Genomic DNA, 22,760 nt, shown 5'->3' on the forward strand with positions numbered 1-22,760 from the left:
AGGTGGAGTCGCGGGCGGAAGAGGGGTGACGCCGGCGGAAGCGTCGGTGGGCTCCGCCCCTGCGCGCCAGAGGGGCGGCGATGCTCAGTGGCCGCGGCCCTTGCGGCTCGCCATGTCGATGCCGACGGCGAGGATGAGGATGACGCCCTTGATGATCGGCTGCCAGAAGCTCTCGGTGTTCATCAGGCTCATGCCGTTGTCGAGCGAGGCCATGACCAGCGCGCCGAGCAGCGCGCCCCAGATGGTGCCCTGCCCGCCGAGGAGCGACGTGCCCCCGATGACGGCGGCCGCGATGGCGTCGAGCTCCATCATGCGGCCGGCGTCCGAGGTCGCCGAGCCGACGCGGGCGGTGAGCACGATGCCCGCGATGCCGCACATCACGCCCATCAGCGTGAACACGGCGATGAGGTGACGATCGATGTTGATGCCGGAGTAGAAGGCCGCCTCGCGGTTGCCGCCGATCGCGTAGAGGTGCCGCCCGAACGTGGTGTGCTTCGCCAGCACCGTGAACACGGTCGCGAGCAGGAGGACGAGCAGCACGGGGAACGGGATGCCCTCGTAGGAGTTCATCAGCGCGGTGAACGCGATGGCGAACGCGGCGAGCCCGATCCACGGAAAGCGCGCCGTGCCGGTCGCGCGCGCGGCCTTGTACAGCAGCACGAGGCAGAGGAGGCCCGCGCCCGCCCAGCCGAGCGTGTGCGGCACGTACGCCTGGCCGACGAACAGGTAGGGGCGCGCCGGCGACACCGAGACGCCGCCGGTGGTGCCGAGGATCGAGCCCTGGAAGATGAGCATCCCGCCCAGCGTGACGATGAAGGGGGGAATGCGCAGCCGCGCCACGAGCGTGCCTTGCACGAAGCCGAGCAGCGCCCCGAGGGCGAGCGGCAGGAAGAAGGCGGCCGGCAGGGGCCAGCCGAGGTTCACGTAGATCATCGCCGACGCCGCGCCGAGCAGGCCGGCCATCGCGCCCACCGAGAGATCGATCTGCCCCGCGACGATGACCATCACCATGCCGATGGCCAGGATCGAGGTCACCGACATCTGCCGCGCGAGCAGCGTCAGGTTGCGGGGCGTCACGAACGTCCCGTCGGTGGTGATCGAAAAGGCGATCCAGATCGCGATGAGCGAGCCCACCATCGAGAGGGCACGCCAGGGGATGCGTACGCGAAGCTTCGCCTCGCTCATTCCGTCACCTTCCTCGTTGCTGCAAGCATCACGCGCTCGGCGGTGGCGTCGTTCCGGTCGAGGCAGGCGGTGGCCCTGCCCTGGGAGAGGACCAGCACGCGGTGGCTCATGCCGAGCAGCTCCGGCAGATCGGAGGAGATGAGCACCACGGCGAGGCCGTCCGAAGCGAGCTTGTGGATGAGCTGATAGATCTCGGCCTTCGCCCCGACGTCGATGCCCCGGGTCGGCTCGTCGAGCAGGAGCACGCGCGGCCCCGCCATGAGCCATTTGCCGATCACGATCTTCTGCTGGTTGCCGCCCGAGAGCTGGTTCGCGAGCGCGAGCGGCCCCGGCGCCTTGGTCCGGAGCGCCCTCATCTGCTCGACCGCCGTGGCCTCCCGCGCGGCGTGATCGAGGAAGAGCCCCTTCACGAACCGCCGCAGGGTCGCGAGCGTGATGTTGTCGAGGAGGGTCGACTCGAGCACGAGGCCGTAGCGCTTGCGATCCTCGCTGACGAGCGCGATGCCCGCCTCGATGGCCTCGGCGGGCGACTTGAACGGCGGCGACACGGGCCCCCCGCGGACCGAGATCGTGCCGGTGACGCGGCTCTGGGCCGCGCCGAAGATCGTCGAGACGAGCGCGGTGCGCCCGGCGCCCATGAGGCCGCCGATGCCGAGCACCTCGCCGGCGCGCACCTCGAAGCTCACGTCGCGCAGCACGAACCGCCCGGGGTGCCCCGCGTCCTCGACCGACCAGCGATCGACCGAGAGCGCGACCGGGCCCTCCGGCGGCGGCGGGCAGGGGTAGAGGTTCGTCACCTCGCGCCCGACCATGTACGAGATGACCTTGTCGGGCGTGAGCGCGGCCCGCGGCTGCGTCGTGATCGACTTGCCGTCCCGGAGGACGGTGATGCGGTCGGCGATCTCGAAGACCTCCTCGAGACGGTGGCTGATGTAGATGCAGGAGACGCCGCGGGCGCGCAGGTCGCGGAGCAGGCCGAGCAGCGTCCTCACGCCGGAGTCGGTGAGCGCCGCCGTGGGCTCGTCGAGGACGAGGATCTTCGCGTCCTTGAGCAGCGACTTCGCGATCTCGACCATCTGCTGCTGGCCGATGCCAAGGTCCTTGATCGGGCGCTCGGGGTCGACCTCGAGCCCCACGCGCGCGAGCGCCTGCCGCGCGTCGGCCCGCACCGCGTCCCAGTCGATGAGCCCCCCGCGGACCGGCTCGCGCCCGAGCACCAGGTTCTCGGCCACGGTGAGCTCGGGGACGAGCGCGAGCTCCTGCGCGATGAGCGCGATCCGGTGCTCCTCGGCGCTGCGCATGCCGCTGAACTCGACGACGCGGCCGTTCAAGCGGATCTCTCCGCCGTAGGTGCCGGCCGGATAGTAGCCGCACAGGATCTTGATGAGGGTGCTCTTGCCCGCGCCGTTCTCGCCGCAGAGGGCGTGAATCTCGCCTTCCTCGAGGTCGAACGACACGCCGTCGAGGGCTTTCACGCCGGGGAACTGCTTCGTTATCGATGCGAGCTCGAGGAGGGGCATTGTCCTGGCGCAGGTGCAGAAGCGCGGCCACGTTTGCCCGGGACGCGCCGGCGATGCAAGCACTTATTTTGCCCGCGCGCGCAGGAGCAGCGCGGCCCGGGCGGTCGCTCGGGCGCCCTGGAAGCGCGGAAGGCGCAGACTGAATGAAAGGACCCCGGGCGCGAGGGCGCCCGGGGGAGGCCGGCGCGAGGGCGCTCAGTTATAGAAGGCGAGGTCGTCGATGTAGATGTCGAACGACTCCGCCATGCCGACCTGGAACTGGATCGAGTAGAGCTTGGTCGCGTCGATCTGGGTGGTGCCCGCCGGCGTGCCCCAGCCGCCCTGCTTCAGGTCCGCGAAGGGAATGGTGAACTGCTGCCACTCCTCGGAGATGCCGGCGAGCGACTTTTGCCAGGCGTCGCACTCGTCCGTGCAGACGCCGCCGACTGTATCCGTGCCCGGGTCCGTGATCAGGACGCTCGCGGTCGTGCTGGCGCCCGGGCCGACCTTGGCCCAGAACGTGATTCCGGTGTACGCCGAGGCGTCATAGGGCGTCTTGTCCCCGTCCTCGCTCTTCAGATCGAAGCCGAACCCGATGCCCCAGCCCGTGAAGCCCTCGCCCCACGACCGCGCCGCATACTTGCTCTGCCCGCGCGCCGGATCGAGCGCCGTCATCGTGAAAGGCGTCTCGCCGGTCCCCGACGGATCGGGCGGAGGGTTCTGCGTGGCCCCCTCGGTCTTGTCATTGAAGGTGTACCAGTAACCGAGCCGGCCCCCCGCGGCCTCGATGGCGTTGTCGTCGTCCTCCATGTCATCGATCATCTCGAGGGTCTGAGGACCGCCACCAGCGCCGGTCGTCGCGGAGGTGGTCGAGGCCGCCGTGGTGGTCGAGGAGGTGGAGGGCTCCGTGCTCCCCGTGCTCGTGGTCGACGGGCTCACGCTGCCCGAAGAGGTGGTGGAGCTGGTGCCGCCGCCGCCGGCGCCGCCAGAGCCATCGCCCCCGTCGTCGCCGCACGCCGCGAACGCCGCGACCGCAAGACCACACAACGCCAAGTTCAAGCTACGCAGGAAAATTCGATTCTTCATAGCGTCTCCGTAGTCTACCTTAGGCTAATCAGGACGTACCTTAAGTCCGGACAACATGTGAATAAGCGCCGTCCGGGCGCGCCGAGTATCACCCGGAATTTCAGGCTCCGCAACCTTCTTCTTTCCACGCTGCAATCCATCTTCCTCGCGCACGCCGGGATGGGGCCGCTCGCCCGGAGCTCTTGACTCGGGCCGCTCGCAACGGCGGTGGCGCGTTCGGAGCACCGTTGAGACGTGAGCGGCTGGATCATCGCAAGTGGCCGCCTGCTTGCAACGCGCCTCCGCGGGCTCTCTGGACGAGGCTCGAGGGGGGAAAGATGGCAAAAAAGAAGGCTGTCTTGCGAGCGCGCGCCGCCACGCAGCGGGCGGAACAGAGCGCGCAGCGGGCGGAACAGAGCGCGGGCCGGGAGCCGAGCGCGGGCGAGATCGCGCCGCCGGCAGCGCGGGAAGCGCAGGAGAGGCCCGCGCCCGGAGAGCAGGGGTTCGCCGCAGGGCAGCGCGAGCCGTGCGCGCCGCTGCCGGGGAGGAGCGGAATCGCGAGGCGGCTCTGGAGCCGCGTGGAGACGGCGGCCTACCGCGCCTACGAGCGGATCTCCGGCCTGTCCGAGGATCGGCCGGCCCTCGGGGTCGTGGCGGCGGCGCCGGTGCTGCGGGCGCTCGGGGTCGCCGCGCCGCGGATCGCGAGCAGCGTCACGGTGAGCAGGGCGCGCGCGGCGGTGCTGGGCGCGCTGCGCGACGCGGAGGGCGTGCGGCGGTACCTGCAGCGGATCGCGCGCGTGGAGATGGGCGTGGCCGAGGCGACCTCGACGATCTGGGCGGCCGGCATGGGAGGCCGGGAGCGCGTGAGGACGGGGATCGTGTCGCTCGCCGACGCGCCGGGAGAGCGGGGCACGGAGATCCGGGCGGTCCTGCCCGGCGCGCGGCCGAGGGGGTGGCTCGCGCGGGCGGCCGGCAGGCTGCTCGCGGAGGAGCCGAGGCGGCGTCTGAGGGGCGATCTGCGGCGGCTGAGGCAGTGGATCGAGGTCGGCGAGATCCCGACGACGGTGGGGCAGCCGTCCGGCCGGACGGGCCGTGAAAGGACGTGATCATGCGAGCGATCTGCTGGAACGGGGTGAATGACGTCGCGGTCGCGTCGGTGCCGGAGCCGAGGATCCTGAGCCCGCACGACGCCATCGTCCGCGTCTCGCTGTCGTCGGTCTGCGGCTCGGACCTGCACCTGCTCCACGGGTACGTCCCGACGATGAAGGAGGGCGACATCCTCGGGCACGAGTTCCTCGGCGAGGTCGTGGAGACCGGCGCGGAGGTGAAGCGGGTGCGGCGGGGCGATCGGGTCGTTGTGTCGTCCATCATCGGGTGCGGGCAGTGCGCGTATTGCCAGAGCGAGCTGTGGTCGCTCTGCGAGAACTCGAACCCTCACCACGTGGTGGCGGACAGGATCCTCGGGGACACGACGGCGGCGATCTTCGGCTACTCGCACGCCTTCGGGGGGTTCGCGGGGAGCCACGCCGAGTACGTGCGCGTGCCGTTCGCGGATCACGGCGCGTTCAAGGTGCCCGACGGGGTGCGGGACGAGAGCGCCCTGTTCGCGTCCGACGCGCTCACGACCGGCTACATGGGGGCCGAGCTCTGCGACATCCGGCCGGGCCACGTCGTGGCCGTGTGGGGGTGCGGCGGGGTCGGTCAGATGGCGATCAAGAGCGCGTATCTCCTCGGCGCCGAGCGCGTCATCGCGATCGACCGGGTCCCGGAGCGCCTGGCGATGGCGAAGGCGCACGGGGGCGCCGAGGTGCTGAGCTACGCCGAGGTCGACGTGCAGGAGGCGCTCCGCGAGATGACGGGCGGGCGCGGCCCCGACGCCTGCATCGACGCGGTGGGCATGGAGGCCGACGGCGTGGGCCTGCAGTACGCGTATGACCGGGTGAAGCAGACGTTCCGGCTGCAGAACGACCGCCCGCTCGTGCTGCGCGAGGCGATGCTGGCCTGCCGCAAGGGCGGTACGGTGTCGATCATGGGCGTCTATTCCGGGTTCGCCGACAAGATCCCGCTCGGGGCGCTCATGAACAAGGCCCTGATCGTCAGGACGGGACAGCAGCACGGACAGCGGTACATCCCGAGGATGCTGGATCTCATCCAGCGCGGAGACCTCGATCCGTCGTACCTCGTGACGCACCGGATGTGCCTGGAGGACGGGCCGCGCGGATACCGGCTGTTCGAGGAGCGCGCGGAGGGGTGCATGCGCGCGGTGTTCGCGCCCTGACGCCCGCATGCAGCAAAAAGAGAGACCGCAGGGGCGCAAGAGGCGCGGGGGGACAGAGCTGGAATCATATTCCTCTCTTCCCCCTGCGTGCCTTGCGCCCTTGCGGTCATCTACCCATGAACGGACCTCCGCGGGATTTCGACGCGATCGGCGTTCTAGCGACCCTGTTGTTGCTTCGCCAGATTCGCCTGGATCGCCTGCGCGTGCTCCAGGTGGTGAACCACCTTCTCCCGGATGCTCTGGAGCTCCTGCCTCAGGGCCGGCTCCTTCACCTTCGGGATGAGCTGCTCGTCCAGCATGCGCAGCTGATAGCGGTGCATCATCACCTGGGCGTTCATGAACGCCTGGTCGAATTTCTGGGCCGGCTGCCGGCGGAGGTGGGCCGCGAAGAGCGGCGCGTGCCCGACGAGCATCGCGCTCACCCGCGTCGGCTGCACCTGGATCCTGAGGCGCCGGAGGAGCGCGCTCAGATGACGCTCCGCCTGGGTGTGGGATTCGATCATTTCACAGGCGAAATCCTTGACCTCGCGCGACCGGGCCTGCTTGCGGGCGATCGTCGCCATGGAGATCTCGAGCTGGTTGGCCGCCGAGACGACCCCGGCGATGGCGCCGTCCGACACCTGCATCTGCGCGCGCTTCGGGGTCGCCTGCTGCGGCCGCTGCTGCTGCGGCCGCTGCTGCTGGGAGATCTGCGCGCCTTGCTGCTGAGCGTAACCTCCCCGCCCGGTCGCGTGCGCAGAGCTGCCGACGACGCTCGCGGCGAGCGCGGCGATCACCGCGACCCGATGCCTGAAATGATGGCGCATCATGGTGGATTCCCCTTCCCTGTTTTCCGCGGCGCGCCTCACGGACCGATCCATGGAACACCCGCGGGTCACTACGTCTCCAACATCAAGCAAGCAGCGGACCCGCTCTCGACGGAATCGCCGGGACGGCGCTGCTCACCGCGGCGCGCGAGGGCGCGCAGCGAGGGCAGGCGCCGCGCACCCGGGCTGGCCCTCGGCGCCATGTCTCAGGCCTTCGCGGGAAGCGATGGATAGGCTGCCGTCATCCATCCACGGGACGTCGCCTCCCCGAAAGGCGCCCTCTCCGGCGAGCCCTGGCTCCCGGGGCCGCCGCGCTCCTCCGGGAAATCCGTGGCGCCGGGGGTGAGACGGGGCTTGCGGGGGGCCGGTCCCGGTGGTCAAGTGCGGCGTGGCGCGGAGCGGTCCCGGGCCGCCCCGCGCGCCGGCGACGAGCTCGCCCGGAGGCCTCAGCGCACGCGCACATGCCCGACCGCGGCTTCATCCTCACGCCCACGTACCGGGTCGTCGCCGGATGCCCGGAAATCCATCTGTACGCGGTGATGGAGGACGGCACGCCGGCGCTCGTCATCGAGGACAGGTTCAGGCCGTACTTCTTCGTGCGCGAGCGCGACGCGGACATCGCGCGGCGGCTCGCGGGCAATCGCGTCTCCCCGGAGGCGCTCGAGACGCTCGACGGCGAGCCGGTGCTGCGCGTCGTCGCCGCGCTCCCGCGGGACGTCGCGGCGCTGCGCGACAAGCTCGCCGAGGCCGGCGCCGACGCCCTCGAGGCCGACGTGCGCTTCGCCTACCGCTTCCTCATCGATCGCGGCGTCCGCGGGGCGTTCGCGGTCTCCGGGCCGTTCGAGCTCCGCCCGGGCGTCGGGCGCGTGTACAAGAACCCCGAGCTCTTCCCCGCGACGTTCGTCCCGGCGCTGCGCGTGCTGTCGCTCGACATCGAGACGAGCCTCGACGGCGAGCATCTCTATGCGATCGCCGTCGCCGGCGCGGGCGGCGAGCGCTGCCTGCTGGTCCGGGACGAGCCCGTCCCGTCCGGCCTGCCCGCCTACGTCGAGCGCTTCCCCGACGAGCGGACGCTGCTCGAGCGGTTCCTCGCGCACGTCGCGGACGCGGATCCCGACGTCCTCACCGGCTGGAACATCCCGGATTTCGACCTGCCGGCGCTCCTGCGCTATTGCCGCCGCGCCGGGCTCTCGTGCGCGCTCGGGCGGGGCCCCGAGGAGGTCTCGATCCTGCGCGACCCGGGCTTCTCGCGCGAGGCGCGGGCCGTGCTCCCGGGGCGCGTGGTGCTCGACGGCCTCGCGCTGCTCCGCAGCGCCTTCATGCGCCTCGAGGATTACCGCCTCGAGACCGCCGCGCAGGCGATCCTCGGGCGCGGCAAGCTGTTCGCGTCCGACGACCGGGGCGCGCACATCGAGGCGTCGTACCGCGACGATCCGGCGCTGCTCGCGGCGTACAACCTCGAGGACGCCCGCCTCGTCCGGGACCTCCTGGAGAAGACCGGCCTCATCGAGCTCTCGGTCCGGCGGAGCCTGCTCACGGGCATGCAGCTCGACCGCGTGGGCGCGCAGATTGCCGCGATCGACTCGCTGTACCTGCCCGCGCTCCGCGCCCGCGGCAAGGTCGCGCCGTCGGTGTCGCAGGGGGCGCCGGACGAGGAGGTCGAGATCGCCGGCGGCCTCGTGCTCGAGCCGCTCCCGGGGCTGTACCGCAATATCGTCGTCTACGATTACAAGAGCCTCTATCCGAGCCTCATCCGCACGTTCAACATCGATCCTCTCACGTTCGTGGCGGGGGACGGGGCGCCGCCGGAGGCGCTGATCGTGACGCCGGGCGGCGCGGCGTTCCGGCGCGGGGAGCCGGGCATCCTCCCCGAGCTGGTCGCGCGCCTCTGGGACGAGCGGGCCGAGGCGCGGCGGGCGGGCGACGAGCGCGGCGCCATGGCCATCAAGATCCTCATGAACTCGCTGTTCGGCGTGCTCGGCTCGCCGGCGTCGCGCCTGTTCTCCCCGGCCGTCGCGAACGCGATCACGAGCGCCGGTCAGCACGTCATCCGGCTGACGGCAGAGGCGGTGCGGAGGGCCGGGCACCGGGTCCTCTACGGCGACACCGACTCGCTCTTCGTCGACATCGGCGAGCCGGACGCCGCGCGCGCCGCCGCCCGCGCCGAGGAGCTCCGCGAGGCCGTCTCGGCCTCGGTCGCCGCCGAGATCGCGAGGACCTTCGGGTGCGAGAGCCGGCTGGAGCTCGAGTTCGAGAAGGTCTATGCGCGCTTCCTCCTGCCCGAGCTGCGCGGCGCCGCGCAGGGCAGCAAGAAGCGCTACGCGGGCCTCGTCGCCGGCGAGGGCGGCGGCAAGCTCGAGATCGTCGGGCTCGAGGCGGTCCGGCGCGACGCGAGCGCGGTCGCGCGGCGCTTCCAGCGGGAGCTGCTCGATCTCGTGTTCCACGATCGCCCGGTCGAGGGCTTCGTGCGGACGTTCGTGGCGGAGCTCCGCGCGGGGCGGTTCGACGCGGAGCTCGTCTACAAGAAGGCGCTGCGCAAGCCGCTCGGCGCGTACACGAAGACGACGCCGCCGCACGTGAAGGCGGCGCGCAAGCTCGTCGGGGACGCGGGGCGGATCGTGGCGTACGTGATCACGCGCGCCGGCCCCGAGCCGGTCGGCCAGACGACGGCGCCGCCGGACTACGATCACTACGTGTCGCAGCAGCTCAAGCCGATCGCGGACTCGGTGCTCCGGTGGCTGGGCGGCGCGGACTTCGACGCGATGACCGGCGCGAAGCGGCAGCTGTCGCTGTTCTGAGGCGCGGCGGCGCCCGCGCGGCGCGCCGCGCCGGAAGAGCTCAGCGGCGCGGCCGGCGCTCCGCGCGGCGGGGAGCAGGATTTCGACGCGCGCAGCGTGCCCGAAACCGGGGGCTCGCGTTCCTAACGGCGGTCCTTCAACAAGGGAGTCCCTTCATGAACAGGTTGCCGTTCGTCTCCGCCGTCGCCGCCTCGTCCTTCCTTCTCCTCGCCTGCGACGCGCAGGTCGATCCCGAGTACCGCGGCGAGCCGCTCGCCACGATCCAGGGCGCCATCGTCGACGAGGGCGGCTCGACCGGGGGTCACCTGCGCACGGCCATCCTCAATTACAACTTCCTGGTCGACGACTTCGGGCACATCGACCTCGCACCGGTGGTCGGGAGCTTTCCCGCCGCGTTCAGGATCGATCTGAACGTACCGCCCCCCGCCGAGGCTCTGAACGACTTCACGCTGGGCGGCGCGCGGCCGTCGGAGAGCCGGTTCAGCACCGGGTACATCGCCGTCCTCAAGGAGGGCCTGGACCCGAACGTCGACCCCGCCTCCATTGCCGGCCTCGCCGAGGAGTACATGCTGGTCTATGTCGAGACCGACGTCCAGCCTGGGACCCAGTCGGAGCGGTTCCTGGGCGGCGCGCTCTCGGCCGGATACCACCTGATGAAGTGGGCCCCCATGACCGAGGCCGAGCTGCAGGCCTACGACGCCTGCAAGGCGACGCCAGACCCGAGGAGCTGCGGAGTCGCAGACGGCGGAGACGCAGACGACCGCCTCGTGCCCAACCCGGAGGAGTTCGATTCCGAGGTGACCATCAGGATCGCGCCACCCCGACAGTTCGCCGCCGCGAACCTCTGGTGAGCGCCCAGCGGGTCAGGTCATGTCGCGAATGTGGTTTCGATGGTAGCGTCGGGCCCGGTGCAGGGCGAGCTGGACGTCGAGCGGCTTTACCGGGCCCACGGGCACCACGTGCTCCGCCGGGCCCGCGCGCTGCTCGGCTCGGAGGAGGAGTCGCGCGACGTGCTGCAGGAGGTGTTCCTGTCGCTCGTCCAGTCCCCCGGGCAGTTCGAGCAGCGGAGCTCGCCCGCGACGTGGCTTTACAGCGCCACGACGCACCGCTGCCTCAACCGCATCCGCGACCGCAAGAACCGCGCGCGCCTGCTCGGGTCGGGCATGCCGTCGAGCGACGTCGGCGCCCCGCGCGCGGAGCAGACGGTGCAGGCCGCGCGGCTCCTCGCCGAGCTCCCCGACGAGCTGGCTCAGGCGGCCGTCTACTACTACATCGACGAGAGCACTCATGAGGAGATCGCGACGATCATGGGCTGTTCACGGCGGCACGTGGGCGACCTCCTCGCCCGCGTGAAGCAGTGGGCGGAAGCCCTGGAGAGGAGGCCTGCATGATCCCGTTCGAGAGATCTCGCCCCGAGGGCTGTCCATCGGATCTGCGCTTCGACCGCCTGCTCGCCGGCGAGCTCGCTGCGGCCGAGGAGCAGGCCACCCGCGCGCACCTCGACGGCTGCGGGCGGTGCGCGGGGCGCCTCGCCGAGATCGAGGCGGGGCGCGCCGCGTTCCTCGCCGCTCCTCCCCCGCTGCGCGCCCCTCGGACGCCCGCGGTCCGGCGGCTCCGGCCGAGGGCCCTCGTCCCCGCCGGGCTCCGCGCGCGGGCCCTCGTCCCCGCCGTCACGGCGGCGCTCGGCGCCGCGGCCGTCCTCGCGGTGGCCCTGAACGTCCAGCCGCCCGACGATCCGCGCGGCGACGACCGCGGCGCGCGGCCTCCGCCGGCGGCGCAGGGCGCGCGCATCAAGGGGGGCAGCGGCCGGATCGGGTTCTACGTCGCGCGGGGAGACGCCCTCTCGCGGGGCGGGCCGGGCGAGGTGGTCCACCCGAACGACAGGCTCCAGTTCACCTACTCCACCGTGGACGCCGGCTTCTTCGCCCTGCTCAGCGTCGACGGCGCCCGCAAGGCGAGCGTCTACTTCCCGGCGGGGGACGTCGCGGCGCCCATCGAGCCCGGCGAGCAGGTGCCGCTGCCGAGCAGCGTCGTGCTCGACGAGACGCTCGGCGCGGAGACCGTCTACGGCCTGTTCTGCGAATCCCCCGTCGCCCTCGAGCCCCTCCGCGCCGCGCTCGAGGCCGCGCCCGAGCGCCCTCCCGCGCCCGCGGGCTGCCGCGTCGATCGCGTGTCGCTCGACAAGCGGGCGGCCCGGTGATCCGCGCCCCGGCGCCGAGGCTCGTCGCCTTCGCCCTCGCCTGCGCGGCGCTGCTCGCGGCGCAGGCCGCGCTCGCGCGGGTCGAGCGGTACGCGGTCATCGCCGGCAACAACGCGGGCCTCCGGGGCGAGGTCGAGCTGCGGTATGCCGAGGCCGACGCCCTCAAGATGCACGACGTGCTGGTGGGGCTCGGCGGCTTCTCGCCGGCCAACGTGACGCTCCTGCGCGGCGGCAATGCCGAGGCGATGCGCCGCGCCCTGATCTCCATGAACAGCCGCATCCGCCAGGACATCACCGGCGGGGGCGTCGAGGCGGTGCTGGTCGTCTACTACTCGGGCCACGGCGACGCCCGCGCGCTCCACCTGGGCAACACGCTCATGGATCTCCCGGAGCTGGAGCAGCTCGCGCGCGGCTCCGCGGCGCATTTCCGGCTCGTCATCGTCGACGCCTGCCGCTCCGGCGCCCTCACGCGCGTGAAGGGCGGGACCGCCGCGCCGCCGCTGACGATCAGGACCGACGCGCGCCTCGCGGGCGAGGGGGTCGTGTTCTTGACGGCGAGCTCGGCCAACGAGGACGCGCAGGAGTCCGATGCGCTGGGGGGCTCGTTCTTCACGCACTACCTCGCCTCGGGGCTCCTGGGCGCGGCCGACGACGACGGGAACGGCGTGGTCACGCTCGACGAGGCCTACCGGCACGTCTCCGAGGCCACCATCCGCGCCACGAGCCGGACGCTGGCCGGGACGCAGCACCCGACGTTCCGGTACGAGCTGCGCGGCCAGGGCAAGCTCACCCTCACCGCGCTGCCCGCGAGCGCCGCGCACCGGGGCACCGTCGAGCTGCCCGCGGGCAGGACGTACCTGCTCCTGGAAGGCGGCAGCCACGGCCCGGTCGTCGCCGAGGTCGCGGCGACCGACGTGTCGCGCCGGCTCAGCGTGAAGCCGGGGCGCTACTTCGTGCGGGGGCGCGGCCAGGATCACCTGCTCGAGGGCGAGATCGCGGTGGAGGCGGGCAAGGCGATCCGCGTGGAGGACGCGATGCTCTCCAGGGCGGAGTACGCGCGCCTCGTGCGCAAGGGCCAGGAGGGCGCGGACGCCACGCACGGCGTGCAGGCGGGCTACCGGCTGCGCACCGCGTTCGACGAGGGCGAGTCGCCGTGCCACGGCGTCTTCGCGGGCTACACGCTCGAGCTCCGCCAGCTCAGCGTCATGCCGCGCCTGGGCGCCTGCCGCGGCGGCTTCGAGAACGACGCGCTGCGGGCGAGCCGCGACCAGCTCGACCTCGAGGTCCGGGTCGCCCACGCATGGGACTTTCCCTGGGTGACGCTCGACGTGGGCGTGAGCCTGGGCGCGGGGCTCCTTCGCCAGGAGTTCGAGACGCGGGGCGTGGCCGCGCCGCGGACGAGCCTCGTCGGCTTCCTCGGCAGCGGGCTCGGCCTGACGGTCGACCTGCCGTCGGGGCTCTACCTGCTCGGCCAGGTCGACGCCCAGACCTACTTCTTCCAGCGGGCGAGGCGCGGGTCGGGGGAGAGCGGCCCCGTCAGCGCCGAGTTCGCGGTGCGGCCGCTCGCCGGGCTCGGCAAGCGCTTCTGAGCGCGGCGAGCGCCGCCCGCGCGCCCGGCCTCACTTCGCCGACAGCGCGTCGGCGACCATCGCGCGCGCCTCGTCGAGGATGCGATCGAGGTGCGCCTGGTCCTTGAAGCTCTCCGCGTAGATCTTGTAGACGTCCTCGGTGCCCGAGGGCCGCGCGGCGAACCAGCCGTTCTCGGCGACGACCTTGAGCCCGCCGATCTCGCCGCCGTTGCCCGGCGCGCGCGTGAGCTTCGCCGTGATCGGCTCGCCCGCGAGGCTCTGGGCGCGCACCGCGTCGGGGGAGAGCTTCTTCAGCACGCTCTTCTCGGCGGGCGTCGCCGGCGCGTCGATGCGGGTGTAGAGCGGCGCGCCGAAGCGCTGGGTCAGGTCGCGGTAGTGCTCGGCCGGGTCGCGGCCGGTGCGCGCGAGGATCTCGGCGGCGAGCAGGTCGAGGATGATGCCGTCCTTGTCCGTCGACCACACCTGCCCGTTCCGCCGCAGGAACGAGGCCCCCGCGCTCTCCTCGCCGCCGAAGCCGAGCGAGCCGTCGAGCAGCCCGTCGACGAACCACTTGAAGCCGACCGGCACCTCGCGCAGCGGCCGGCCGAGGTCCTTCGCCACCCGGTCGATCATGCTGCTCGAGACGAGCGTCTTGCCCACGGCCGCGTCGGCCCGCCACGCGGGGCGGTTCTGGTAGAGGTAGGACACCGCCACGGCGAGGTAGTGGTTCGGGTTCATCAGCCCGGCGCTGCGCGTGACGATGCCGTGGCGATCCGAGTCGGCGTCGTTGCCGAACGCGAGATCGTAGTCGTCCTTGAGCGCGATGAGGTTCGCCATCGCGTACGGCGACGAGCAGTCCATGCGGATCTTGCCGTCGTGATCGAGCGGCATGAAGCTGAAGGTGGGGTCGACGGCCTGGTTCACCACGGTGAGGTCCAGCCCGAATTTCTCGGCGATCGGCGCCCAGTACGCGATGTTCGAGCCGCCGAGCGGATCGATGCCGAGGCGCAGCTTCGCGCCGCGCACGGCCTCGAGATCCACGACGTTGCCGAGGTCGGCGACGTAAGAGCCGATGTAGTCGTAGGGGTGCGTCGTCGGCGCGTGCAGCGCGGCCTCGTAGGGCATGCGCTTCACGCCCGCGTTGCCGGCGCGGAGCAGCTCGTTGGCGCGGTCCTCGATCCAGCCGGTGACGGCGGTGTCGGCGGGCCCGCCGTTCGGCGGGTTGTACTTGATGCCGCCGTCGTCCGGCGGGTTGTGCGAGGGCGTGATCACCACGCCGTCCGCGAGCTTCGAGGTGCGCCCGCGGTTCTGGGTGAGGATCGCGTGCGAGATGACCGGCGTCGGCGTGACGCCGTTGCGCTCGGCGATGAGGACGTCGACGCCGTTGGCGGCGAGGACCTCGATGACGGAGCGCTGCGCCGGCTCGGAGAGCGCGTGGGTGTCCATGCCGAGGTAGAGCGAGCCCGTGGTGCCCTGCTTCGCGCGGTAATCGCAGATGGCCTGCGCGACCGCGAGGACGTGCGCCTCGTTGAAGCTGCGCCGCGCGGCCGAGCCGCGGTGGCCGGAGGTGCCGAAGGCGACGCGCTGCTGCGGATCGCTCGGGTCGGGGCGCTCGCTGTAGTACTGCGCGCGCAGCTTGTCCGGATCGATCAGCACATCGGGCGGGGCTTTGCGGCCCGCGAGGGGGTGGAGCGCCATGGGCCTCCGCATAGCCGAGCGCGGGGGACGAGCCAACCCTTCCACGAGGCGCCGGGGGACGCCGCGGGGCGCGCGGGGGCGCGCGGGGGCCCCGACGAAACACCGCGGGGGCGCGCGGGGGCGCCGACGAAACACCGCGGGGGCGCCGACGAGACACCGCAGGGGCGCCGACGGGACGCCGCCGGCGCCGCGGGCGGCCGCGGCTGGATTGCCGCCCGGGCGACGCTCGGCGATGCTCGCGCCGGTGACCGCGCCGCTGCGCCTCTTGCTCCTCCCGGGTCTCGACGGCACCGGCGCGCTCTTCGCGCCGTTCGTCGAGGCGCTGTCCGCCGAGTCCGCCGACATCGCGCCGGAGGTGGTCTCGTACCCCGCGGACCGGGCGCTCGACTACGACGCGCTCGAGGCGCTCGTCGCGGCGCGCCTGCCCGCGGACGGGCCGTACGCGCTGCTCGGCGAGTCGTTCTCGGGGCCGCTCGCGCTCCGGCTGGCCTGCCGGCGCGCCGGCCAGCTCGTCGGCGTGGCGCTCGTCGCCACCTTCGTCACGAACCCGGTGTGGCTCGTCCCGTCGCTCGCGCGGCACCTCGTCGGCCCGTGGCTCTTCCGCCGCCGCGCCCCGGAGCTCGTCGCGCGGCGCTACCTCGTCGGCGCGCGCGCCGAGGCCGCGTGGCTCGAGCGCGTGGCCGCGAACGTGGAGACCGTCGATCCGGCGGTGATGGCGGCGCGCGTGCGCGAGGTGCTCTCGGTGGACGCGCGCGCGCCGCTCCAGCGCTGCGCCGCGCCGCTGCTCTACCTGGGCGCCGCGGGCGACGCGCTGGTGCCGCCGCGCGTGCTGCGCGAGCTCCGCCGGCTGCGGCCCGACCTGGAGTGCGTCACGGTCGACGCCCCGCACCTCGTGCTGCAGCTCGCGCCGGAGGCGTCGGCGCGGGCGATCGCGGGCTTCCTGAGGCGCGCGGCCGCGCAGGCGCGGCCCTAGCCTGGTTGCCTCGGGGCTGCGTCCCGGTCCGCCCCCCGGCGTCCCCCGGCCCTCGGGACGGCCATGTCGGCGACATCGGGCGGCGCCGCGGCCCCGCGTCCCGCCACGTCACGCGCCGATCGCGGATGGCTCGTGGCGAGTGACCCAGACCTTGATGTGCAGCTCCCCGAAGATCAAACAAGGCGCCACGAAGCCTGCCCGGGAAAGGAGCGCGAAGACCTCCTCATCCGAGGCCGGGACCCTCAGCGACGCCATGGCCTTGCGCCGTCGCTCCGCCGCCTCGGGCGGCTGCCCGCCCGCGATGGCCCGCCGGTCCTCGACGGCCATCAGCCGGGGATCGACCCCGGTCCGGCAGCCGATCACGAAGGGCGCCCCCGGCTTCAGCCGCCCGGCGATCTCCCGGAGCAGCTCCAGGCGAGCGTCATCCCCCGGGAGGTGGTGCAGGACGCCGATCATCTGGGCGCCGTCGAACAAGGGCCCGCGCGCGAGATCGCGCAGCTCGCAGGCATGCAGGCTCGTCCGCTCGAGGAGGCCTTCCGCCGCGAGCTTCTCTCTCGCGACGGCGAGCATCTCCGGCGAGGGATCGACGCCCGTGAAACGGACGCCGGCCCCCACGTAGCGCGCGAACGGCTTCACCTCGCTCCCGGTCCCGATGCCGACCATCAGCAGCGACGCGGCCTCGCTGTCCGGGAGCGCTGCGGCCATCACCTCGGCGGCGACCTGCTGCAGGACGCCGTAACCTGGCCAAAAGCGGTTCACTTGGTCGTCGTAGCTCAATGCGCGCTCGCGCCCGAAAGCCGCCGCGTGCTTTCCGTGTTCGTCCGTCCCCATCTCGCCTTCTCCTCGGCTGACGGTCGCTCGGACCGCCCGCAGCGAAGGAGTACCGCTCTTCGCGCGGCACCGGCAGGGCGGGGTTTTCGATCCGATGGTCGGGGCTTTCTGTCGCGGGCCTCGCGGAGGGCGGGGACCCGGCGCCTGTCCAGTCCGGTGGAGCCGCCAGCGGCGGCCTCCGCCGGGAGCTTCGGATCGTGGGACAGGCGCAGCGCTGCGCCTACCGGGCTCACCTGAGCCTGCCATTGCATGTTCACCTGACCTGCCATTGCTACATGGTTCACCTGACCTGCCATTGAACAATCGCCTGACCGCTCCTTGCGTGAGCGTCGCATCCCCCACGCCGCGCGGCGCCGGGTCATTCACGTTGCATTGCAGATTCAACTTGACAATCGCTGCCCATAGTAAAGACCTCTGCCTGCCAGGGCACGACGCAACGGTCGCCCTGCGATCCGCGGTTTCACGTCGGAAGCTCGCTCATCACGTCCGCTGGGCCTTGGAACGGCGGGACTTGGTCAGCGCCGTCCTTCGAAACAAACAGCGAGGTAATCCAATGTCCGCATCTCTCTCACGTCGCTCAACGGTCTTCCTGGCTCAGGTTGGTTTGCTCTCCGCGGCTTCGTGGAGTTTCATCGGATGTGGCTCCGAAGGTCCCATGGACGGTCCGTTCGGAGCGCACGACCCTGGGGCTGCCGAGAGCGAGCCCGTCGCCGAGGGGCGCGCGGGCCTGGACGCCGGCTTCACGTCGCGCGAGATCGTGCGCGGGCTGTCGTTTCCGATGCGGATCGTCTGGGGGCCGGACGGCTATCTGTGGTTGACCGAGCGCGTGGGGAAGCGGGTCGTGCGTGTCAGGCCATCGGACGGCCAGAAGACGACCGCGGTCACCATCAGCGAAGCGTACCAGTCGGGAGGACAGGACGGGGTGCTGGGCCTCGCCCTGCACCCGGATCTGCTCAAGGGCACGGGCAACGACTATGTGTACGTCTCCTACACCTATGACGTCGATCCAGACTCAGCGGTGAGCCGCAGGACGAAGATCCGTCGCTACACATATAACGCCACGACAAAGACCCTGGGGAGCCCCGTCGACATCATCGCGGGCCTTCCCGGGAGCGACGATCACAACTCGGCGCGGCTTCTGTTCGGCCCTGATCAGAAGCTTTATTACACCGTCGGGGACCAGGGGAACAACCAGTTCAACAGGAAGTGCCTCCCGGTCGGCGCGCAGGATCTGCCGACGGCGGCCGAGGTCGCGGCGCAGGACTGGTCGAAATATGCCGGCAAGATCCTCCGCCTCGACCTCGACGGCTCGATCCCGGGCGACAACCCGCAGATCGCCGGCGTCCGCAGCCACGTCTACTCGTACGGCCACCGCAACCCGCAGGGCCTCACGTTCCTCGACGGCAAGCTCTACGCGGCCGAGCATGGGCCCAAGAGCGACGACGAGCTCAACCTCATCCAGCCCGGCAAAAACTACGGGTGGCCACACGTCGCCGGCTACCAGGACAGCCAGGCCTATACGTACGACAACTGGTCCGCGTCGAGCCCGACGCCGTGCTCGTCGCTCGCGTGGAACGACTACACGCCCCCTTCCTCGGTCCCCCGGCAGCAGGAGAGCGCCTGGAGCCACCCCGATTTCACGCCGCCGCTCGCCACCTTCTACACCGTTCCGAACGGCTACAACTTCAAGGATCCGGCGTGCGGAGGCAACGATTACATCTGCTGGCCGACGATCGCGCCCTCCTCGCTCCATACCTATGCCGTTGAGCCCGGCATCCCCGGGTGGGAGGGCTCGCTCCTGATGACCACCCTCAAGAAGGGCGCGGTGTACCGGGTGAAGCCGAGCTCCGCCGGAGACTCCGGCGCGGGCGAGGCGGTCGTCCACTTCCAGACCACCAACCGCTACCGCGATCTCGCGCTGAGCCGGGATGGCCTGACGGTCTACGTGATCACGGACAGCCAGGGGAGCACCAGCGGGCCGACCGGCGGGGCCACGTCCGCGCTGAGCAACCCGGGGGCGATCCTGGAGTTCAAGTACACGGGCACGAACTGAGCCGATGCCGGTGGAGCGGGGCCCGCGCCCCGCCGGCGCAGCTCCGCGACCGCGTGGACGTGCCCCGAGACGAGCGCGCCTCTCCTTTCGCCCCGGCGCCGCCCCCTCCGGCGCCGGCGCGTGGTCTCGGGGCGACCGCCCAGGCGCTGGACCGAGCGGCTGGAGAAGCCCGGCCGGCGAATGTCACGCCGCAATCCTGCGATCCGTGACATGTCACGGCGCAACCCGTGACATGTCACGGTGAAATGGGCCGCATTTCACGGCGAGCGGCTCACCGTCCGGCGCATAGAAAGCGACGGATCGAGCAATCGAGCCATTTTTGCGCTTGGCACGTCGGGTGCTTTATTCCCCGGAGCGAGGCCGAGCAGCAGCGTCGAACTTCCGGAACGCACCTGGTTGCGCCCTTCTGCCGCTGGCAGCGGGGAGAGGACGAACGCCGCTGACTCGAGCTTCGCGCTGCGTGAGGACGCAACGTCTGCTCGCCGCGATCAAGGCGGCAACGATGACACACGCCGCGCCCTCGTGGTGAATCCCAGCGGAGGAGAATGGACATGAAGAACGGTTTGATGGCAAAGGTCGTTCATGTGATCGCAGCGTCGACGGCGATGCTGGCGCTCGGAGGCACGATGAAGAGCGCCGAGGCCGAGGTCGTGCCCATCTGCCTCACCGTCCCGGAGCAAACCCAGATCGCCAGCCTGGTCAATCAGTTCTACCAGGCGTCCACCAACGGTGATATCGACTTCATCGAAGATATCATCTCGGACAGCCCGGGCGCGGTGTTCCTCGGCACGGCGCCCGGCGAGGTCTACGCCGGCCACGACGCCATCGTTCAATGGTGGCAGGACATGTTCCTCTTCCTCGACGGCCTGGGATACCCGAACGACGGCGGGCTCCCGATCGAGGCCACCGGAGGGCTCCTCCAGCTGCAGCAGCAAGGCACCGTCGCCTGGGTGGCGGACGACCCGACGTTCGCTTTCCTGGGCGGCGACGTCCCGACCCGATTGAGCCTTGTCTTCCACAAGCAGGGCGGGCAGTGGAATATCATCCAGGGGCACTGGTCGGTCGGCTTGCCCAACGAGGAGCTCCCCCTGGAGGCGCCGTGATCCTGGAGGGGCGGCTCGCGCGTCGCTGACGTCGCCCGCTGTCCCGCTGGCGAGGCGCGCACTTCGCGCTCGCGCTCAGCGCGCGACACGCTCAGCGCACGTACAAAGCGCGCCCCCACGCATGCGCGTGGGGGCGCCCATCATCGCGACCACCGCCGCGCGTACCGGCGAGGCGCCGCGAGGCCGAGCGCGCCGCCGCTTGCGGCGCGAGGGAGGCGCTAACGGCCCAGCAGGGCGTCCAGCACCCTGTTGTAGGTCTCCTTCTTCTGATACTGATCATTGAAGAGCAGCGACTGCGAGCTCTGCCCGTTGCACAGGGCCCCGCTCCAGCTGTTGAGCCACGACCTGCCGTCGTTGATCCCCCAGAACGTGATCGCGACGCACTTGGGCAGCGAGAAGCAGGCCGCGACGATGTCGTGGTAGTAAGCGAGCTGCTCCTCGGCGGTGACCACGCCGCCGCAACGGTTGATGTCCATCTCGGAGATCAACACCTCCAGGCCCAGATCGGAGAAGCGCTTCAGGTTCGCCGCCACGTCCGCGCCGCCGGCCTCGTTGTTCGGCGGCCCGATGTGCATCTGGAACCCGACGCCGTCGATCGGGACGCCCCGATCGACCATCCCCTTGATCATCTCGTAGACGTAATCGGCCTTATCGTTGAGCGCGTCGATGCTGTAGTCGTTGTAATAGAGCTTGGCTTCCGGGTCCTGCGCCCTCGCCGTCTTGAACGCGAAATCGATGAACTCCGCCCCCATCGCGTTGAAGAACACCGAGGGCCTCATGCGGGGATTGCCGACGCCCGTGTCGCTGTCGGTAATGACCGCCTCGTTGACGACGTCCCAGTGCTTGATCTTGCTCTTGAAGTGCCCCATGACGTTCTCGATGTGCCTGCGGATGGCTTGCTCCACCGCGGTCGAGCCAGACAGGGAGTTCGCCCACCCCGGCAACTGGTTGTGCCACACCAGGGTGTGGCCCTTGACCTTCATTCCATTGCTCGTCGCCCAGTTGACGATGTTGTCCGCGGCACCGTAGTTGAAGCTCCCCGGCTGGGGCTCCAGCGCGTCCCACTTCATCTCGTTCTCTGCCGTCACGTAGTCGTGCTCGGCGGCGGCGACGCGCTTGTAGTTCGCGTCGTTGAGGCCGGAGCCGGAGATGGCCGCGCCGATGAGGATGGGGGGGTTCGCCTTCGAGCCGGCCTCCCTGAGCGAGCTGGCGCTCGCGGCGGGGATCCGGGCGTCAGCGCCGCCGCTGCCGCCCGAGCCGCCGGCGCCACCCATGCCGCCCGAGCCGGCCATGTCGCCGCCGGCGCCGCCGGAGCCGCTCGTCGGGCCGGCGGACGTGGACGTCGTGCCGCCGGGGCCGCTCGTCGTGCCGCCGGTCGTGGCGCTCGTGCCGCCGGAGCCGCTCGTCGTGCTGCCGCCGGGGCCGCTCGTCGGGCCCGCGCCGCCGGCCTCCCCTCCCCCGTCGCCGTCCGAACAGCCGAGAGCACAAAGGAACGCCGAGAGTAGAAGAGTAAGGGGTGCTGACCTCATGCTCGCATCCTCCGAAGGAAAAATCTCGTCCTGGTTCCCGCGAAGCGGCGCCGTGATCATCGCCGGGTCACACCGCGCACGGGCGGCCCCCGATGGGGGTGCCGAAGCGACAGTAGAGCGGACGCTCCCCCCCAAGTCCACAGCCTCAACGATGCAGGCACGAGGGACATCGGACTCAGGAAGAAAATTCCGGGCTCATGCACGGTTCTTCGCGCCGACGGCCGGGCGAGCGCGTCGCGCCTTCTTCTCCGGCGGGACCGCGCGGCGCAGGAAGTCGACGAACGCCCGCAGCGCAGGGGGCGTCTGCCGGCGGCTCGGGTAGTAGAGATAAAAGCCCGGGAACGACGGCGACCAGGGCTCCAGGACGCGCGTCAGCCTCCCGGCCTCGACCAGCGGCCTCGCTTGCTCGTCGAACACGTACGCGATGCCGACGCCGTCCACCGCGGCGCGCAGCGCGAGGTCGACGTCGTTGACGATGAGCGGGCCCTCGACGGCGACCTCCAGGGCCTGCTTCCCCTTCTCGAACTCCCACCGGTACAGGCTGCCGTCGGTCGGCCAGCGCGTGTTGATGCAGCGGTGCCGGTGCAGATCGCGCGGGGTCGCGGGGACGCCGTGGCGCGCCAGGTAGGCCGGCGACGCCACCGCCATCATCGAGAAATCGCCGCTCAGCCTCACGGCCACCATGTCGCGCTCGAGGCGCTCGCCCAGGCGGACCCCGGCGTCGAAGCGGCGCGCGACGATGTCGGCGATCGCGTCCTCGACCACCACGTCGAGCACGATCTCCGGGTGCTCCTCGTGGAACGGGCCGAGCAGCGGGGCGAGGCACCAGACCGCGGCGACCCGCGCCGTGTTGATCCGGAGCACGCCCGACGGCCTGTCCCGGAGCGCCCTTACGTCGGCGACCGCCGCCTCCAGCTCGGTCAGCGCCGGGGAGAGCCGCGAGAGCAGCCGCGCCCCCGCCTCGCTCGGCGCGACGCTCCGCGTGGTGCGGTTCAGGAGGCGCACCCCGAGCCGCTCCTCCAGCCCCCGGATGGTCTGGCTCAGGGCCGACGGCGAGACCCGCAGGTGCGCCGCCGCGCGCGCGAAGCTCCCGTGCTCCACGATGGCCGCGAACGCTGTCAGATCGGCGAACTCTCTCCCGCGCATTATGTACCCCTGGCTAAACAGGCTCCTT

At 71.4% G+C, this 22,760-nt stretch carries 18 protein-coding genes; 10 read left to right on the forward strand and 8 right to left on the reverse strand.

The features are described from left to right. Positions 1–84 precede the first annotated feature (84 nt). The 3 genes from WMF33_RS33025 to WMF33_RS33035 form a co-directional block, all read right to left on the reverse strand. Positions 85–1,185 carry a sugar ABC transporter permease gene (locus WMF33_RS33025; RefSeq protein ID WP_437332362.1) on the reverse strand — a complete coding sequence of 367 codons (1,101 nt, stop codon included), beginning with the start codon at positions 1,183–1,185 and terminating at the stop codon, positions 85–87. Next, a complete protein-coding gene (locus WMF33_RS33030; protein WP_437332363.1) occupies positions 1,182–2,705 on the reverse strand; it encodes a sugar ABC transporter ATP-binding protein in 1,524 nt (507 codons plus the stop codon). The genes WMF33_RS33025 and WMF33_RS33030 overlap by 4 nt, the downstream gene beginning before the upstream one ends. A 195-nt stretch (positions 2,706–2,900) precedes the next feature. Continuing rightward, a complete protein-coding gene (locus WMF33_RS33035) occupies positions 2,901–3,770 on the reverse strand; it encodes a hypothetical protein (protein ID WP_437332364.1) in 870 nt (289 codons plus the stop codon). A gap of 317 nt (positions 3,771–4,087) precedes the next feature. On the opposite strand from WMF33_RS33035, the gene WMF33_RS33040 reads away from it, so the two are divergent. Beyond that, positions 4,088–4,855, forward strand: coding sequence for a hypothetical protein (locus tag WMF33_RS33040; RefSeq protein ID WP_437332365.1), 768 nt, complete (start codon positions 4,088–4,090; stop codon positions 4,853–4,855). A 2-nt stretch (positions 4,856–4,857) separates the two neighbouring features. Then, positions 4,858–6,027 carry a zinc-dependent alcohol dehydrogenase gene (locus tag WMF33_RS33045; protein WP_061626229.1) on the forward strand — a complete coding sequence of 390 codons (1,170 nt, stop codon included), beginning with the start codon at positions 4,858–4,860 and terminating at the stop codon, positions 6,025–6,027. Between the two features lie 155 nt (positions 6,028–6,182). Here the strand turns inward: WMF33_RS33045 and WMF33_RS33050 are convergent, their stop codons facing one another. After that, entirely contained in the window at positions 6,183–6,836 is a 654-nt protein-coding gene (locus WMF33_RS33050; RefSeq protein WP_437332366.1) for a DUF4142 domain-containing protein, read from the reverse strand. A gap of 458 nt (positions 6,837–7,294) precedes the next feature. Here WMF33_RS33050 and WMF33_RS33055 point away from each other — a divergent pair, with 458 nt between their 5' ends. The 5 genes from WMF33_RS33055 (at position 7,295) to WMF33_RS33075 (ending at position 13,420) form a co-directional block, all read left to right on the forward strand. Next, positions 7,295–9,631 carry a DNA polymerase II gene (locus WMF33_RS33055; protein ID WP_437332367.1) on the forward strand — a complete coding sequence of 779 codons (2,337 nt, stop codon included), beginning with the start codon at positions 7,295–7,297 and terminating at the stop codon, positions 9,629–9,631. 155 nt (positions 9,632–9,786) lie between these two features. Beyond that, positions 9,787–10,482, forward strand: a complete 696-nt coding sequence (locus tag WMF33_RS33060) for a hypothetical protein (RefSeq protein ID WP_437332368.1) — start codon at positions 9,787–9,789, stop codon at positions 10,480–10,482. Positions 10,483–10,521: 39 nt separating this feature from the next. Beyond that, complete coding sequence (locus WMF33_RS33065) at positions 10,522–11,022, forward strand: RNA polymerase sigma factor (RefSeq protein WP_437332369.1); 501 nt, start codon at positions 10,522–10,524, stop codon at positions 11,020–11,022. Then, complete coding sequence (locus WMF33_RS33070) at positions 11,019–11,831, forward strand: DUF4384 domain-containing protein (RefSeq protein ID WP_437332370.1); 813 nt, start codon at positions 11,019–11,021, stop codon at positions 11,829–11,831. Before WMF33_RS33065 ends, WMF33_RS33070 begins: the two co-directional genes overlap by 4 nt. Further along, positions 11,828–13,420 (forward strand): caspase family protein, encoded by a 1,593-nt coding sequence (locus WMF33_RS33075; RefSeq protein ID WP_437332371.1) that lies wholly within the window; start codon positions 11,828–11,830, stop codon positions 13,418–13,420. Before WMF33_RS33070 ends, WMF33_RS33075 begins: the two co-directional genes overlap by 4 nt. A gap of 30 nt (positions 13,421–13,450) precedes the next feature. Here the strand turns inward: WMF33_RS33075 and pgm are convergent, their stop codons facing one another. Beyond that, positions 13,451–15,097: a phosphoglucomutase (alpha-D-glucose-1,6-bisphosphate-dependent) gene (gene pgm / locus WMF33_RS33080; RefSeq protein ID WP_437332372.1), complete on the reverse strand. Its 1,647-nt coding sequence runs from the start codon at positions 15,095–15,097 to the stop codon at positions 13,451–13,453. Between the two features lie 232 nt (positions 15,098–15,329). Between pgm and WMF33_RS33085 the strand changes: the two genes are divergently transcribed. Continuing rightward, positions 15,330–16,070, forward strand: coding sequence for an alpha/beta fold hydrolase (locus WMF33_RS33085; RefSeq protein WP_061627486.1), 741 nt, complete (start codon positions 15,330–15,332; stop codon positions 16,068–16,070). Between the two features lie 108 nt (positions 16,071–16,178). Here the strand turns inward: WMF33_RS33085 and WMF33_RS33090 are convergent, their stop codons facing one another. Beyond that, positions 16,179–16,829 carry an SAM-dependent methyltransferase gene (locus tag WMF33_RS33090; RefSeq protein WP_437332373.1) on the reverse strand — a complete coding sequence of 217 codons (651 nt, stop codon included), beginning with the start codon at positions 16,827–16,829 and terminating at the stop codon, positions 16,179–16,181. Positions 16,830–17,556: 727 nt separating this feature from the next. On the opposite strand from WMF33_RS33090, the gene WMF33_RS33095 reads away from it, so the two are divergent. Both WMF33_RS33095 and WMF33_RS33100 read left to right on the forward strand, forming a co-directional pair. After that, positions 17,557–18,954, forward strand: a complete 1,398-nt coding sequence (locus WMF33_RS33095) for a glucose/sorbosone family PQQ-dependent dehydrogenase (RefSeq protein ID WP_437332374.1) — start codon at positions 17,557–17,559, stop codon at positions 18,952–18,954. A 551-nt stretch (positions 18,955–19,505) separates the two neighbouring features. After that, a complete protein-coding gene (locus tag WMF33_RS33100) occupies positions 19,506–20,057 on the forward strand; it encodes a nuclear transport factor 2 family protein (RefSeq protein ID WP_437332375.1) in 552 nt (183 codons plus the stop codon). Positions 20,058–20,275: 218 nt separating this feature from the next. Here WMF33_RS33100 and WMF33_RS33105 read toward each other — a convergent pair whose 3' ends face one another. Together WMF33_RS33105 and WMF33_RS33110 are read right to left on the reverse strand one after the other, a co-directional pair. Further along, a complete protein-coding gene (locus WMF33_RS33105) occupies positions 20,276–21,586 on the reverse strand; it encodes an endo-1,4-beta-xylanase (RefSeq protein ID WP_437332376.1) in 1,311 nt (436 codons plus the stop codon). A 195-nt stretch (positions 21,587–21,781) separates the two neighbouring features. Then, on the reverse strand, positions 21,782–22,732 hold the full coding sequence (locus WMF33_RS33110) for a LysR family transcriptional regulator (protein ID WP_437332377.1): 951 nt from the start codon (positions 22,730–22,732) through the stop codon (positions 21,782–21,784). Positions 22,733–22,760 lie beyond the last annotated feature (28 nt).

It is taken from the genome of Sorangium sp. So ce394 (assembly GCF_051474665.1).
GTDB lineage: Bacteria > Myxococcota_A > Polyangia > Polyangiales > Polyangiaceae > Sorangium > Sorangium cellulosum_D.